14 protein-coding genes and 1 pseudogene are annotated in these 15,262 nt (G+C 72.1%); 2 read left to right on the top strand and 13 right to left on the bottom strand.

Annotated elements, in window-relative coordinates; all coding sequences use genetic code 11:
* Positions 1-147: 147 nt before the first annotated feature.
* The 4 genes and pseudogenes from ACZ53K_RS09815 to ACZ53K_RS09800 all read right to left on the bottom strand — a co-directional run.
* Positions 148-837 (bottom strand): annotated as a pseudogene (locus ACZ53K_RS09815) (NF041680 family putative transposase); the annotation flags it as partial.
* 103 nt (positions 838-940) lie between these two features.
* Positions 941-1,390 carry an Lrp/AsnC family transcriptional regulator gene (locus ACZ53K_RS09810; protein WP_030017398.1) on the bottom strand — a complete coding sequence of 150 codons (450 nt, stop codon included), beginning with the start codon at positions 1,388-1,390 and terminating at the stop codon, positions 941-943.
* A 19-nt stretch (positions 1,391-1,409) separates the two neighbouring features.
* Positions 1,410-2,885: an amino acid permease gene (locus ACZ53K_RS09805; RefSeq protein WP_468833508.1), complete on the bottom strand. Its 1,476-nt coding sequence runs from the start codon at positions 2,883-2,885 to the stop codon at positions 1,410-1,412.
* A gap of 357 nt (positions 2,886-3,242) precedes the next feature.
* Complete coding sequence (locus ACZ53K_RS09800; protein WP_468833506.1) at positions 3,243-4,682, bottom strand: GuaB1 family IMP dehydrogenase-related protein; 1,440 nt, start codon at positions 4,680-4,682, stop codon at positions 3,243-3,245.
* A gap of 473 nt (positions 4,683-5,155) precedes the next feature.
* Between ACZ53K_RS09800 and ACZ53K_RS09795 the strand changes: the two genes are divergently transcribed.
* Positions 5,156-6,298: a PP2C family protein-serine/threonine phosphatase gene (locus tag ACZ53K_RS09795; RefSeq protein ID WP_468833504.1), complete on the top strand. Its 1,143-nt coding sequence runs from the start codon at positions 5,156-5,158 to the stop codon at positions 6,296-6,298.
* Between the two features lie 20 nt (positions 6,299-6,318).
* Here ACZ53K_RS09795 and ACZ53K_RS09790 read toward each other — a convergent pair whose 3' ends face one another.
* From ACZ53K_RS09790 to ACZ53K_RS09755, 8 genes are all read right to left on the bottom strand, one after another.
* Positions 6,319-7,365: a hemolysin family protein gene (locus ACZ53K_RS09790; RefSeq protein ID WP_468833501.1), complete on the bottom strand. Its 1,047-nt coding sequence runs from the start codon at positions 7,363-7,365 to the stop codon at positions 6,319-6,321.
* Positions 7,362-8,705 (bottom strand): hemolysin family protein, encoded by a 1,344-nt coding sequence (locus ACZ53K_RS09785; RefSeq protein WP_468833499.1) that lies wholly within the window; start codon positions 8,703-8,705, stop codon positions 7,362-7,364. Before ACZ53K_RS09785 ends, ACZ53K_RS09790 begins: the two co-directional genes overlap by 4 nt.
* A gap of 94 nt (positions 8,706-8,799) precedes the next feature.
* Positions 8,800-9,183, bottom strand: coding sequence for a ribosomal maturation YjgA family protein (locus tag ACZ53K_RS09780; RefSeq protein ID WP_468833497.1), 384 nt, complete (start codon positions 9,181-9,183; stop codon positions 8,800-8,802).
* 59 nt (positions 9,184-9,242) lie between these two features.
* Complete coding sequence (locus ACZ53K_RS09775) at positions 9,243-9,692, bottom strand: barstar family protein (protein WP_468833494.1); 450 nt, start codon at positions 9,690-9,692, stop codon at positions 9,243-9,245.
* Positions 9,689-10,141 carry a guanyl-specific ribonuclease gene (locus ACZ53K_RS09770; RefSeq protein ID WP_468833493.1) on the bottom strand — a complete coding sequence of 151 codons (453 nt, stop codon included), beginning with the start codon at positions 10,139-10,141 and terminating at the stop codon, positions 9,689-9,691. The genes ACZ53K_RS09775 and ACZ53K_RS09770 overlap by 4 nt, the downstream gene beginning before the upstream one ends.
* Before the next feature lie 77 nt (positions 10,142-10,218).
* Positions 10,219-11,208: a sugar-binding transcriptional regulator gene (locus ACZ53K_RS09765; RefSeq protein ID WP_468833991.1), complete on the bottom strand. Its 990-nt coding sequence runs from the start codon at positions 11,206-11,208 to the stop codon at positions 10,219-10,221.
* 238 nt (positions 11,209-11,446) lie between these two features.
* Positions 11,447-12,130, bottom strand: coding sequence for a ribulose-phosphate 3-epimerase (gene rpe / locus ACZ53K_RS09760; protein ID WP_125057405.1), 684 nt, complete (start codon positions 12,128-12,130; stop codon positions 11,447-11,449).
* Between the two features lie 92 nt (positions 12,131-12,222).
* Entirely contained in the window at positions 12,223-12,579 is a 357-nt protein-coding gene (locus tag ACZ53K_RS09755; protein ID WP_468833491.1) for a hypothetical protein, read from the bottom strand.
* Positions 12,580-13,159: 580 nt separating this feature from the next.
* Here ACZ53K_RS09755 and ACZ53K_RS09750 point away from each other — a divergent pair.
* A complete protein-coding gene (locus ACZ53K_RS09750) occupies positions 13,160-13,612 on the top strand; it encodes a DUF6188 family protein (RefSeq protein WP_468833490.1) in 453 nt (150 codons plus the stop codon).
* A gap of 191 nt (positions 13,613-13,803) precedes the next feature.
* On the opposite strand, the gene ACZ53K_RS09745 is transcribed toward ACZ53K_RS09750, so the two are convergent.
* Positions 13,804-15,234 (bottom strand): RsmB/NOP family class I SAM-dependent RNA methyltransferase, encoded by a 1,431-nt coding sequence (locus tag ACZ53K_RS09745; RefSeq protein ID WP_468833489.1) that lies wholly within the window; start codon positions 15,232-15,234, stop codon positions 13,804-13,806.
* Between the last annotated feature and the right edge of the window lie 28 nt (positions 15,235-15,262).

Below are 15,262 nucleotides of genomic sequence, written 5' to 3'. Positions count from 1 at the left end.
CTGCGCTCCGTCTCGGCTCTTTCATCGTTCCTTCGGAAGCCGAGCCGATCGCAAGGCGCCGGAGTGCCCTCGATGGGGGTCCCCCAGCGGTAGCTGGGAGAGGCAGGCGCCCGGCCGGGGTTACGACACAGGCTCTCAGCTTGTGATTTATCCGGTGCGGCGGGGTTTGCTGCCGACCTTGCGGTGAGTCGGTCGGCGGTAGGGCTCGCCGGTGGCCGGGAGCAGGCCCACGTCGTAGCGGTTCGCGGGGCGGCGGTTGTTGGAGCCGGGCGGGCGCCCGGGGCCGGGGCGGGTGGGTTTCGGCACTGCGGCTGGCGTTGAGGTTCTGGCGTGCAGGTGCCGGAACCCGCGTCGGACTCGTGCCGGGGTGAGCTTGTTCGGTTCGGCCGGCTTCTGCCAGGGCCGTCGCAGGTCGGTGGTCAGAGAGCGGGCGAGGCGGAGTTGGGTGCAGGCGGTGACGATCAGCCAGGTCCAGCGGTCCGCCGACTCGGCTTCCCGCAGTCTCGGAGCGGTCCAGCCGAGTGTCTGCTTGATCATCCTGAAGAAGTGCTCGATGCCGAACCTGCGCAGGAATGCCTGCCAGGCCAGGCCGGTCTCCGCGGGGCCGGCCGTCGGCCGTGACCACCACAGCCACAGCGGCTTGGGGGCGCCGCCGCTGGGCAGGTGGTCGACCTGGAGGCGGATGACGGCGCCCTCGATGACCGGGAGCTGGCCGGGGTGGTCCCGCCAGGCGGCGCGCCCTTGCAGCTCTGGGTGGAGCCGGTCCCAGCTCTGGGCGTGGGCGGTGCCGTAGCGGGTGGTCTCTGCCTTCGTCTCCGCGTCCGGGGCGCCCCAGGTGGTCGAGTTCAGGATCACGCGAAGGCCGCTTCGCTGTCCAGGGAACACCCGGACGAGTAATCACCGGGCTTGCTTGTTCGGGGCCGCCGGATAAACCACAAGCTCAGCCCGGTGACCCCGAGCTGAAGCGCCGCAGCAGCGGCGAGAGGACCAGCACCGATTTCGTGCGTTCCACGAACGGCTCCCCCGCGATGCGTTCCAGCACCCGTTCGAAGTGCCGCATGTCGGAGGCGAAGACCTGGACGATGGCATCCGCCTCACCGGTGACGGTGGAGGCGGACGCCACTTCCGGATAGCGCGACAGACCCCGGTGGATGGAGTCCGGCGAGGTGTTGCGGCGGCAGAACAACTCGATGAACCCCTCGGTCTCCCAGCCCAGCGCCGCCGGGTCGACCCGCACCGTGAACCCGGTGATGGCGCCCTCGGCGCGCAGCCGGTCCACCCGGCGTTTGACCGCCGGGGCGGAGAGCCCGACCTCCGCCCCGATGTCGGCGTAGGAGCGGCGGGCGTCCTCCGCCAGGGCATGGACGATGCGCTGGTCGAGTTCGTTCATCTGTCGCACTGCGGGTGGATCACTTCTCTGCGGTGGCCAATCGGGAGCGGCGGATGCCGTAGACGAAGTAGACCACGAGCCCGACGGCCATCCAGACACCGAAGACCACCCAGGTGACCGGGCCGAGGCTGCCCATCATGTACAGGCACAGCAGGAAGCCGATCGCCGGGAAGACCGGCGACAGCGGGGTACGGAAGGTGCGCGGCATGTCCGGCTTGGTGAAGCGCAGCACGATCACCGCGATGTTGACCAGCGCGAAGGCGAAGAGGGTGCCGATGCTGGTGGCGTCGGCGAGCTGGCCGAGCGGGACGGCGGCGGCCAGGATGCCGCAGAACAGCGAGACGATGACGGTGTTGGCGCGCGGGGTGCCGGTCTTGGGGTGGACCTTGGAGAAGACCTTGGGCACCAGGCCGTCGCGGGACATCGCGAACAGGATGCGGGTCTGCCCGTACAGCACGGTCAGCACGACGCTGGCGATGGCGATGACGGCACCGGCGGCCAGCAGCACGGACCAGAAGCTCTGTCCGGTGACCTCCTTCATGATCCCGGCGAGCGCGGCCTCCGAGCCCTCGAAGCCCTTCCAGGACTTGGCGCCCACGGCGACCGCCGCGACCAGGCAGTACAGCGTGGTGACGATGATCAGCGACAGCATGATCGCGCGCGGCAGGTCGCGCTGCGGGTTCTTGGCCTCCTCGCCCGCGGTGGAGGCGGCGTCGAAGCCGATGTAGGAGAAGAAGAGGGTGGCTCCGGCGCCGCTGACGCCGACGATGCCCAGCGGCATGAAGTTGGCGTAGTTGCCGGAGGAGATGCCCTGCACGGCGACGCCGCAGAACAGCAGCAGCGCGATGATCTTGATGGTCACCATGATGGTGTTGGCGCGGGCGCTCTCCTTGGCGCCGCCCAGCAGGAAGACCATGGCGAGCATCACGACGATCAGCGCCGGCAGGTTGAAGATGCCGCCGTCGCCGGGCGGCGCGGACAGCGCGGCGGGGATGGTGACGCCGATCGTGCCGGACAGCAGCTCGTTGAGGTACTCGCCCCAGCCGACGGCGACCGCCGCGACCGAGACGCCGTACTCCAGGATCAGACACCAGCCGCAGATCCAGGCGACCAGCTCGCCGAGGGTCGCGTAGGCGTAGGAGTACGACGAGCCGGAGACCGGGATGGAGCCCGCCAGCTCCGCGTAGGACAGCGCGGAGAACAGGGCGGTGATGCCCGCGATGACGAACGAGATGATGACGGCCGGACCGGCCTTGGGCACCGCTTCGCCGAGGACGACGAAGATGCCAGTGCCCAGCGTCGCGCCGATGCTGATCATGGTCAGCTGCCACATGCCCAGCGAGCGGCGCAGGGTGCCGCCCTCGCCCTGGCCGCCCTCGGCCACCAGCCGCTCGACGGGCTTGCGCCGCATCAGCCGGGTACCGAGGCCCCCGGAGGGAGAGGGGGGCCGGGGATCGCTGCCCGCCGAGGGCGGGGCTGCGCCGTGCTCCAACACTGGGGTGGCTCCTTCATCGCTGCCGGTCAAGGTGGCGGACGACCGACAGCGGTCCCCGTGCGCGGGTAGGCCGAAACAACCCACGGCAACGAAAGGGGGGACCGTTGAGCCGGCGGTCCCCGCCACTCCACGTACAGCGAGGACTGTACGGGTCGTGTGTGAGCTGCCGTAATGCAGGATCCTTGCGCAAGCGTGAATATTTGTTGCGCACATGGTCAAGTGCCGGTCGTTTGTTGCGCACAAACGACAAATCTCACCGCTTGGACGTTACCGACGGGTTCGTCCCGCAAACGCGTGCGGCCCCGTACCGAAACGATTCGGTACGGGGCCGTACGGGTTTGCCCGACAGGCGGCGGATCAGCTCCAGCTGGCGTGCAGCGGCTTGCCCTCCGCGTAGCCCGCGGCGCTCTGCACGCCGACGACGGCCTTCTCCGCGAACTCCTCCAGGGAGGCCGCGCCCGCGTACGTGCAGGAGCTGCGCACGCCCGCGATGATCGAGTCGATCAGGTCCTCGACGCCGGGGCGGGCCGGGTCGACGAACATCCGCGAGGTGGAGATGCCCTCCTCGAACAGGCCCTTGCGCGCCCGGTCGTACGCCGACTCCTCACTCGTACGGTTGCGGACCGCACGCGCCGAGGCCATGCCGAAGCTCTCCTTGTACGGGCGGCCTTCGGCGGTGTGCTGGAGGTCGCCGGGCGACTCGTACGTACCGGCGAACCACGAGCCGATCATGACGTTGGACGCGCCGGCGGCCAGCGCCATCGCCACATCGCGCGGGTGGCGCACGCCGCCGTCCGCCCAGACGTGCTTGCCGAACTTCTTCGCCTCGGCGGCGCACTCCAGGACGGCGGAGAACTGCGGGCGGCCCACGCCGGTCATCATGCGGGTGGTGCACATGGCACCCGGGCCCACACCGACCTTGATGATGTCCGCGCCGGCCTCGATCAGGTCGCGCACGCCCGAGGCGGCGACGATGTTGCCGGCCACGATCGGCACCTGCGGGTCCAGCGCCCGGACGGCCTTGACCGCGCTGATCATCGACTCCTGGTGGCCGTGCGCGGTGTCCACCACGAGGGTGTCCACACCGGCCGCCAGCAGCGCCTTGGCCTTGCCGGCCACGTCACCGTTGATGCCCACGGCGGCGGCGATGCGCAGCTTGCCGTCGGCGTCGGTGGCGGGCGTGTACAGGGTGGCGCGCAGGGCGCCCTTGCGGGTCAGGATGCCGGCCAGCATCCCGTCCGCGTCGACCGCCGGGGCCAGCTTGCGGTTGGCCGCGTCGAGCTGGTTGAACGCCTCGCGGGGGTCGATGTCCGCGTCCAGGACCAGCAGGTCCTTGGACATGACCTCGGAGACCTGGGTGAAGCGGTCCACGCCGGTCAGGTCGTGCTCGGTGACGATGCCGACGGGGCGGCCGCCCTCGACGACGATCCCGGCGCCGTGCGCCCGCTTGGGCAGCAGCGACAGGGCGTCGGCGACGGTGGCGACCGGGGACAGCACGATCGGCGTGTCCAGGACCAGGTGGCGGCGCTTGACCCAGCTGACGACGTCGGTGACGACCTCGATCGGGATGTCCTGCGGGATGACGACGAGACCACCGCGGCGGGCCACGGTCTCGGCCATCCGGCGGCCGGCGATCGCGGTCATGTTGGCGACCACCAGTGGGATGGTCGTGCCGGTGCCGTCCGGCGCGGACAGGTCCACGCCCTGTCGGGAGCCCACCGCGGAGCGGCCGGGCACCATGAAGACATCGTCGTACGTCAGGTCGTACGGCGGCTTGGCATCGTTCAGAAACTTCATACTGGCTCTCTCACCTGCGGGTTCACTGCTAGGGCGGGTGGGGAGTCAGCTCCGAACCGGCACCGGTCAGGATGCGGCTCCTAGGACATCATCCCTGATGAATGCGGCCGGAGGCGAACCGGTGTTCCCCATGCCCCTCCCGCGCGCCCCCGCCGGACACCCGCAGGGGACTTTCCGTGGATCGCCATTCCGTTACTCTGCGTTACCAACGTGGCCGGTCTTCGACGGTCCGGATGGCCGGTCACCTGCGGTTCGACACTGATGTGACCATATGACGGGCCGGGAGGTTCTTGCTGGCCAGCAGGTGGGTAGAACCGTGTACAGGCCGCTTCGGGTGTCGATCCGGCGGGGCCGCCGGGCCACCGAGAGCCTGGGCGATCACTTCGCCATTGGATACGTTCAGTAACCGCGACGCGCGGTGGTGTCCGGCCGGGCCGGGCGAAGCCGCCTCGGCCGTGGGGGAAGGGGAGGACATGCGCGAAGTCCGACAGGGCGCCCTGCTGCTGCTCACGGCCCTGGCCGGAGCCGCCGTCGCGGCCTGCGACCTGGCACTGGGCCCGGACGTGAGCCTGGCCGGGCTGCTGCTGGTGGGCCCGCTCGTGGCGGCGACGAGACTCGAAGGCGCGTGCACGGCCGTGATCTCGTTCGCCGCCCTGATCCTGGGCGTCGCCGTCGCCGCTCATGAACACACCCTGAGCCGTACGGACCAGTTGCTGTCCCTGACCGTGCTCGCCGCCGCCGCGGCCTACGCCACCTGGGCCTCCGACCGGCAGGCCGCCCTGGACAGCCAGCTCGCCGGCGTCGCGGCCGCGGCCCAGCGCGCCATCCTGCGGCCGACCTCGTTCCGGGTCAGCGGCGCCTCGGTCTGCGCCCGCTACCGCTCCGCCGCGCCCCGCGCCGTCATCGGCGGCGATTTGTACGCCTTCGCCGACACACCGAGCGGACTGCGGGTGCTGATCGGCGACGTACGCGGCAAGGGCCTGGAGGCCGTACGGCTGTCCGCGGCGGCCATAGGGCACTTCCGTGACTGCGCCTACACCCGCAGCAACCTCGCCGAGGTGGCCGAGGAGGTCGACCGGCGGCTGCTCGACGACCTCGGCCCCGAAGACTTCATCACCGCCGTGATCGCCGAGATATCCCCCGGCCGGCTCCGGCTGGTCAACTGCGGCCACCACCCGCCCCTGCACCTGCCCGCCGCCGGCCCGCCCGTCCTGCTTACCCCGTCCGAGCCGACCACCCCCATCGGGCTGCTGCCGCTGCCGCGCGTGCAGGAGGTGGAGCTGGCCCCCGGCGACCGGCTGCTGCTCTACACCGACGGCCTCGCCGAGGCCCGCGACCCGCACGGCACGATGCTCGACCTGGCCGGTCTGCTGCCGGCCTGCTCGCTGCCCGATCTCAACGACGCGATCGAGGCGGTGCTGTCGACGATGTGCCGGCACACCCACGGCGCCCAGGACGACGATGTGGCCCTCGTCCTGGTCGAGCTGGAGCCGAGCATGCCCCGGCAGCACCGCGGTCACACCCCGCCCGCCATCACCCGTACGAGCGCCGAACCTCCCGGTGGGCACCGGGACCGGGCCGGCCGCCCTTCGCCGTCCGCCGCGGTGTCCGACTGACGGGGGCCGCGCCGCCCCGCTCACGGCTCCCGGTCCGCGCTCCGGGGACGGGCCGGGTCCGGCGGGCCCACCAGCTCGTCCAGCACATCGGTCATGGTCACGAAACCGAGCACCACGCCCTGCGCACCGCTGACGGCGGCCAGCTGGGTGCCCGCGGCCCGCATCGCGGTCAGCGTGTCGTCCAGCGGGGTGTCGCAGCCGACCCGGGGCATGGGACGCAGCGCGTCCCGGGGAAACGGCCGGTCCCGGTCGGTGACACCGAGGGTGTCCTTGATGTGGAGGTAGCCCAGGACCGTGCCGGCCGGCCCGGTGACCGGCAGCCGGGAGAATCCGGCGCGGGCCGCGGTGCGTTCCAGCTCGTCGGGGGTGACGTCGCGGTCCACGGTGACCATGTCCGTCAGCGGGACGAGCAGTTTGCCGACGGGCCGCCGCCCGAGTTCCAGGGCGTCCCGCAGCCGCTCGCCGCCCGTGTCGGAGAGCAGCCCGGCGTGCCGGGACTCCTGGACGATGCGGGCGAGTTCCTCGTCGGTGAAGGCGGCGGCGACCTCGTTCCTGGGTTCGGTCCTGGCGAGCCGCAGCAGGACGTTGGCGAGGGCGTTGATGCTCACGACGACCGGGCGCAGCGCCCGGGTGAGGGCCACCAGCGGCGGCCCCAGCAGCAGCGCGGCGCGCTCCGGCGCGGCCAGCGCGACGTTCTTGGGGACCATCTCGCCGACGAGCATGTGCAGATAGGTGGCCAGGGTCAAAGCCAGTACGAACGAGAGCGGGTGCACCAGCCCGTGCGGTACGCGCAGCGCCTCGAAGGCCGGTTCGGCGAGGTGCGCGATGGCCGGTTCCGCCATCGCACCGAGAAGCAACGAGGAGGCGGTGACGCCCAGTTGGGCGGTGGCCAGCATCTCGGAGAGGTGTTCCAGGCCCCACAGCACCCGGGCGGCCCGCCGGTCCCCGGCCTTGGCGCGCGGGTCGATCTGGCTGCGCCGTACGGAGATCATCGCGAATTCGCCGCCGACGAAGAAGGCGTTGCTGAACAAGGTCAGCACGGCGACGGCCAGTTGGACGGCGGTCACGGCCGCTCCCCTTCCCCGCCGGCCGGCCGGACGCCCGGCGAGGACGAGCCGGCGGGCGCCGTCACCCGCACCCGCTCCGCCCGGTGCCGGCGCGCCGCCAGCACCGTCAGCCGCCAGCCGTCCGCCACGCCCACCTCGTCGCCGGACTCCGGAATCCGGCCCAGCCGGGTGGCCAGCAGCCCGGCGAGCGTCTCGTACGGCCCTTCGGGTGCCTCCAGGCCGATCCCGGCCAGCCCGTCCAGGCGCACCCCGCCGTCCGCCTCCCAGGTGCGCGTCCCGGTCCGCAGCAGCTCCGGGTCCGGCACCGGGTCGTGCTCGTCCCGTACGTCGCCGACGATCTCCTCGACGATGTCCTCCAGGGTGACGATCCCGGCCGTACCGCCGTACTCGTCGATCACCACGGCCATGGTGCGGACCGTGCGCAGCCGGTCCAGCAGCCGGTCGACGGGCAGTGACTCCGGCACCGGCACGGGCTCGATGGCCAGCTCCGCGACGGTGGTGGCGGTCCGTTCGCCGGGCGCGAGGGCGAGGACGTCGCGGATGTGGACGGTGCCGACGACCTCGTCCAGGCTGCCGCGGTACACGGGGAAGCGGGACAGCCCGGTGGCCAGCGTCAGCGTGGCCGCGTCGGCCGCCGTGGCGCGCGCGTCCAGGGCCCGTACGTACACCCGCGGCGTCATGACGGTCCGCGCGGTCAGCTCGCCCAGGTGCAGGGTCCGTACGAACAGTTCGGCCGAGTCGGCCGGCAGGGCGCCTTCCTGCGCCGAGTAGCGGGCCAGCGAGACCAGTTCGGCCGGGCCGCGGGAGGACGCCAGCTCCTCGGTGGGCTCCAGGCCGAAGCGCCGTACGAGCCGGTTGGCGGACTGGTTCAGATGGCGGATGAACGGCGCGAAGAGGGCGCTGAACGCGCGCAGCGGTCCGGCCACGAGCCGGGCCACGGCCAGCGGCCGGGAGATCGCCCAGTTCTTGGGCACCAGTTCGCCGACGACCATCAGCACCACCGTGGACACGCCGACGCCCAGCGCGGACGCCACACCCGGGGCCACCGTGCCCGGCAGCCCGGCCGCCGCGAGCGGGCCGCGCAGCAGCGCCGCCAGCGACGGTTCCGCGAGCATCCCGATGACCAGCGAGGTCACCGTGATGCCCAGCTGCGCGCCGGACAGCTGGAACGCGAGCGAGCGCACGGCGCTCAGCACCCCTTCGGCCCCCCGCTCCCCCTCCTCCACCGCGCGCTCCACCACACTGCGCTCGACCGTCGTCAGCGAGAACTCCGCCGCGACGAACACCGCGCAGGCCAGTGTGAGCACCAACGCCACCAGTAGGAGCAGCACCTCGGCCACCGCGTCACCTCCCGCCGCACCTCGGTGCCCGGCGGCGGGCGGGTGAAACATCGCGGGGCCGGAGCGGGCGCGTGGCGGCGGGCGGGCGTCAGGCTCAGTACGCCCCGGTACGGCGCCAGGCCCGCAGCCACCCGTGCACCGCCCACGCGCAGGCTGCGCCCACCGCGTACCAGAGCAGGTCCGGCGCGTTGAAGGTCGAGCCGAGCACCAGGCGGGCCACCACGCTGCGCCGGGAGAGCTCCGCCGGGACGTCGCTGAGCTGCGCGAACTCCACCGCCCAGCTGACGGACAGGGCCACCGCGGCCGCGACCGGCGGCCGGACGCGCGGCGCGGCCAGCACGACCAGCGCCTGGACGAGCACGGTGTACAACGCGTCGCCGGCGTACTTGGCGACCTCCGAGGCCAGCCCCGCACGGGCCGCGCCGGCCCGCACACCGAGCCCGGCGGCCACCGTCAGCAGCGCCGCCGCACCCGCCACCAGGCGCGTCCTCGCCCCGCCGCGAAGCTCCCCGCCCCGCCGTCCCCCGCCCCCGTACGTCACGTCGTCCGCGCCCCCGGCTCCCGGCCCCGCGCCATCACGATCGCCAGCCCGGTGTCCGTGTCGCGCCAGAAGCCCACCGCGTCCGCGATGATCTCCTCCGCGACGCTCCAGTCGTCGGGGGCGGCGGCCGCGTACTGCTGCCAGCCGCACACCACCAGCACCCGGCCGCGGTCCGCCGGGCACCACGACAGGTCGGTGAGGCAGTCGGCGAGCGCGTCCCAGTTGCGGCCGAACCAGTCGGGCAGCCGCAGCGCCCGCGCACAGCGGTCCATGAACTCCGTCTTGCCAGTGACCCCTTCGAGGTCGAGCAGCGCACCGTGCCAGCCGGCCGCGCGCGCCGCGTCCAGCGCCTCGCGCGCGGTCCGGTCGTGCGGCCAGGGCACGACCCCGGGAGGCGTACCGCCGTCGAGCACCGCGGCGAGCGGCCGGGGCACGGGAGCCGTCATCGGAGCACCGCCTTAAAGGTCCGGTAATGGTCGTCGGTGTAGAACGTCTCGCGGCTGTCGCCGGTGACGATCCGCCGGGCGCCGCGGTCCTTCGATCCCGGGGTGCGGACCGTGTACTCGTGGTAGTAGCCCCGCTTCTGCCGGGGCAGCACCCGCTCGTGGTTGCCGAAGACGGTGCCGTCCTTCGGGTACGGGAACGGGCCGTGCGCGTCGATCAGCCGCAGCGTCTCACGCGCCTGCTCGGGCAGCCGGCCGGCCGGTACGGTCGCCATGCCCTTGGCCCAGTCCGGCGTGGCCACGCTCGCCGAGGGCGCCGCGTGCGTGGGCTTCGCGCTCCCCTTCCCGCCCCCGCCACCGCCTCCGGAACAGCCGGAAACCAACAGCACAAGGCAGGCCAGCAGCGCAGCGAGTACGCCGACGGCCGCGCGGGGAGCGGAGCGGATCACCATGCGCCGATGCTGTCACAGGGCGGCACGGGGTGCGCGCCCGCACCCGTACAAGATCAGTTGGCTGGCCGGCCCGCGGCTCAGGCCCCGTCCGGGTCCGCCCGCTCCAGCGCCGGACGCGGCCCGGGGCCCGTCTCCAGCAGCAGATGATCAGCCGCGGCCGTGTCCGTCACCAGGCTGGTCACCAGCCCGGAACGCAGCACCGCGCCGATCGCCGCCGCCTTCTGCCGGCCGCCCGCGATGGCCACCACCTCGGGGATGCGGCGCAGCCGGTCCGCCTCGACCGTGATGCACCGCTCGCCCAGGTCCCGCCCGATACGGCGGCCCTCCGCGTCGAAGAGGTGCGCGGACATCTCGGCGGCGGCCCCCAGCGAGGCGTAGTGCTCCCGCTCCTGCTCCGAGAGCATGTCGTAGACGGTCGAGATGCCCGGCGCCCAGGAGCCGATGGAGACGCAGGCGACGGTGACCTTGTCGAAGTACTCGAAGGCGCGGGCGATACCGGTCTGGCCGCGCAGCGCGGCGGCCGTCGCCGAGTCGGGCAGCAGCATCGGCGCGTAGATCGGGTGCGCCTCGCCGCCGGAGACGTCGGCCGCCCGGCGCACCGCCTCGACCGAGCCGCGGTCCGCGGTGCCCGCGTCGTACACACCGGTCAGCTGCACGACCGTGCACGGCGGGAGCCGGTGCAGCGCGGCCGCCATGTGGATGGTCGACCGGCCCCAGGCCAGCCCGAGCACATCCCCCTCGGTCACCAGCTCCCCCAGCAGGTCGGCCGCGACCTCGCCGAGGTTCTCCGGGTCGGGGGCATCGTCGGTGGCGTCGGCGGGCGACTCCACCACGACCGCGTGCCGCAGGCCGTAGCGGGCCCGCAGCGCGTCGGACCGCTCGGCGTCCAGCTCCGCCGGGACACGGATCTCGATCCGTACGAGGTCACGCTCCAGCGCCGTCTCCAGCACCCGGGCGACCTTGAAGCGGCTGACGCCGAACTCCTCGGCGATCTGGATCTTGGACTTGCCCTCCAGATAGAAGCGGCGGGCCATGGCCGCGGCCTGCACCAGCTCGGCGGGGCCCATTGCGGACTGCGGGCGGCTGGCAACCACGAGATTCTCCCCTTGTGCGCACCTGATCGAGTCTTTGCTCATCCTTGCAGAAACCCGAGGTGGTCGGGGACCATCACCGCCCCGGCCGTCGTGAACGCTCGGTAGCGGCAACACCAAGAAACACCGGCGTGCGGGAGTCGGTGCGCACCCTCCCCCCACGCCACGTGCGGCGCCGACGCCCCCGGCCGAACCACCGCGGGCGCCCCTTGCGTCAGTGGGCGCAGCCCCAGCCTGCCGCGGCCGTCGCCGACTCGGCCTGCGCGCGCAGCTCACGCACCGCCTTCGCCGGGTCGTCCGCGCCGTAGACCGCCGAACCCGCCACGAACACGTCCGCGCCGGCCTCCGCGCACCGCTCGATCGTGGCCGCGGAGACCCCGCCGTCCACCTGGAGCCACATCTCCAGGCCGTGCTTGGAGATCAGCTCCCGGGTCCGGCGGATCTTCGGCAGCATGATGTCCAGGAACGCCTGACCGCCGAAGCCCGGCTCCACGGTCATGATCAGCAGCATGTCCAGCTCGGGCAGCAGATCCTCGTACGGCTCGATCGGCGTCGCCGGCTTGAGCGCCATCGACGCCCGCGCCCCCTTGGCCCGGATCTCCCGCGCCAGGCGCACGGGCGCGGCCGCCGCCTCCGCATGGAAGGTGACGGAACCGGCCCCGGCCTCGATGTACTGCGGCGCCCACCGGTCCGGATCCTCGATCATCAGGTGCAGATCGAGCGGAGTGTCCGTCGCCTTGCTCAGCGCCTCCACGACCGGAGCGCCCAGCGTCAGGTTCGGCACGAAGTGGTTGTCCATCACATCGACATGCAGCCAGTCGGCGCCTTCGACGGCCTTCGCCTCCTCGGCGAGCCGGGCGAAGTCTGCGGACAGGATGCTGGGGTTGATCAAGGCCATGCCTCCAGTATGTCCTGCCACGCCCCATGCGCCGAAGCGGGTGGGGCAGGGCGGGTCCGGGCGGCCCCGGAACAGCGGCGTCCGGCCGTCCGTCAGCCGCCGGCCAGCCGCCGGGCCGCCGCTACGAGAACGTCCCGCTGCTCCTGACTCACGGGAACGTCGCCGCGGCCCTCGTCCCACACTTCCCGCAAGACGTCCCAGAAGGGCGCGAAAACCTCCGGACACGGGAGCCCCAGCTCGCTCGCGGCCCGGTCCCGGATCAGCTGCGCACCGTCCACCGCGTCCAGGTCCCCGCGCACGATCCGGCCGGCCCACCACCGCGCCAATGTCCAACGGGCCGCCGCGACGCCCTCCGGAGTCAGCGGAACCAACTCCAGCTCCGCCAGCACGCTGTCGAACAGCTCGTCCACCGCATCGAGTTCATTGCGCCCGAGCCCCGCCAGGAGCACGAGGGAAGGCGAATCGACACCCGCGAGAAGGGCATCCAACGCCGCCCGGACGCACTCGGCCCGGGTCCCGTACCACCCGGCAAACCCGTCTTCACCGAAACTCCGGTCTGCCGCCAGACACCGGAGCGCGCTGAGCGCAACGTCCACCGTCATCGACGGCCCGCCACTCGGCGCTCCCTCACCCCGCAGGTCCCCCACCATGCTCAGGCCCTCGTTTCGTCTCACGATCCTGGCCCAGCCTTGGGACCGTCAGCAGTGCTCGCCCCAGCCTCCGACAGGAGGAAGCGGCGAGAGGGCCAGATTAGACCGGTCGGCCCGGACGCAGTCAGGCATTTTTCGCATCGGTCTGGCCGACTGACCAGACGTCGGCCAACCGAAGGGGGAATGGGTCACTCATTGTCCACTCGTTGACCACTCACATTGGTCATTCGTTTCGGGAATCTGCATGGCTCCGCTGAGCGAGAGGCCGGCCGAGCCGATGTCCCGTCGCACCGAAGCCGACTCAAACGGTTGGCCTGACCTGTTGGTTCATCAAGTGGATCCAGCCCGAACACATGGGGTCGTGCCCCATGATGAGGTGATGAGCACGGAAGCAGAACCGGTCGAACACGAAGACCGGTGGGTTTTGGATCTCCGCAGGCGGGGCGTTGCCGGGATCGCTGTCGACCACCGCCTCACGTTGGCCCTCGACGGAGGTTGGGACGTCGTACTCGAAGCACCTGCTCAGCTCTCATCCGGGCCGAGGCACACCGATCCCGGCGTGCCTCTGATGCCGGAGACTCAGGACGTGGCCGCGGTCCTCCCGCTTTTCGGGACGGCAGTCGTCTCCGCGGTCGCTTTCACGTCCGGCACGCTCCGGATGGTGTTCGAGGACGGCACGCACCTGACGTGTCCAGCCGATGCGGCGTTCGAGGCGTGGCAGATCACAGGGCCTGGAGGGTGGCGGTTCGTTTCCCTGCCGGGAGGCGACCTCGGCGTCTGGTCCGCCTCCGCGGCGAAGGAGAATCCGCACGGTCATTCTGCGCGGCATTGAGCATCCGCCGAGTGGAGTGCGACGAGACAGCCGGAATTTTAGCTCAGCGTCGGATGTGACTTGGCCCGACATCTTCATGCTCATGGGATTCCGACACGGAAATGGAGACCCTGCATCTTCGTAGCCCTTGGGCCGGCCAGGGGCCACGAAGAATGAGAAAGGGTCACTTATTCCGAGACGCTACACGCGCCCTACGCCGTCCGCCGCAGCAACGCCAGATACATCGCGTCCGTCCCGTGCAGATGCGGCCACAGCTGCACGTCCGGGCCGTCGCCCAGTGCGGGTACGCCCGGGATCAGGGGGCGCGCGTCGATCCACTCCGCCGTCACCTCCGCGGCGGCCCGTGTCTTGAGGACGTCTTCCACCACGGCCCGGGTCTCGGCCGGGTGTGGGGAGCACGTCGCGTAGCCGACGACGCCGCCGACCCGTACCGATACCAGTGCCTGGCGCAGCAGCTCGCGCTGCAGGGGCGCGAAGCCGTCCAGGTCCTCCGGGCGGCGGCGCCAGCGTGCTTCGGGGCGGCGGCGCAGGGCGCCGAGGCCGGTGCAGGGGACGTCCATCAGGACCCGGTCGAAGACGCCGGGCCGCCACGGCGGGCGGGTGCCGTCGGCCGCGATGACCTCGTACGGGCCGGGGTTGCCCGCCAGCGAGCGGGCCACCAGGCGCGCGCGGTGCGGCTGCTTCTCGGAGGCGAGCAGCCGGGCGCCGCGCTGCGCGGCTAGCGCGCCCAGCAGTGCGGCCTTGCCGCCCGGTCCGGCGCAGCCGTCCAGCCAGGTGCTGTCGGTGCCTTCGACGGGTGCGTTGGCCAGCGCCGCCGCGACGAGCTGGCTGCCCTCGTCCTGCACACCGGCCCGTCCCTCGCGTACCGCGTCCAGGGCGCCGGGCTCGCCGCCCTCGGCGAGCCGTACCGCGTACGGGGACCAGCGTCCCGGCAGGGCGCTCTCCTCCCCCACGGCCTCGATCAGTTCCTCGGTGGTGGACCGTCCCGGCCGGGCCACCAGTGTGACCTCGGGCCGCTCGTTGTCGGCCTCCAGCAGGTTCTCCATGCCGGCCCGGCCGCCGCCGAGGGCGTCCCAGAGCGCCGAGACGATCCAGCGCGGGTGGGCGTGCACGATCCCCAGGTGCTCTTCGGGGTCGGCGTCGTACTCGGGCGCGACGTGCTCCAGCCAGCCGTCCAGGTCGTCCGCGGCGATCTTCCGCAGCACCGCGTTGACGAACTTGGCCCGTCCGTCCCCCAGCACCACCCGCGCCAGTTCGACGGTCGCGCTCACGGCGGCGTGCGTCGGGATGCGCGTACCGAGCAGCTGGTGCGCGCCGAGCGACAGGACGTCCAGGACCGGCGGGTCCACCTCCCGCAGCGGCCGGTCCACGCAGCGCGCGATGATCGCGTCGTAGGTGCCCTGCCGCCGCAGCGTGCCGTACACCAGCTCGGTGGCCAGCGCCGCGTCCCGCCCGTCGAAGTCCTCGTTCTCACGCGCCTTGCGCAGCATCGGCGGCAGCACCAGGTTCGCGTACGCGTCCCGCTCGTCCACGGCCCGCAGCGCCTCGAAGGCGAGTATCCGGACCGGGTCCTTCTTGGGGCGGCGATAGGGCTTGCCGGGACGACGCGACTGACCACTCACGAGAAATGTGCTCCGCTGTTACGGGACG

The organism is Streptomyces sp. NPDC033221, assembly GCF_055577005.1.
The sequence above is the reverse complement of the archived record's forward strand: the minus strand, read 5'-3'. Positions and strand labels throughout refer to the sequence as shown.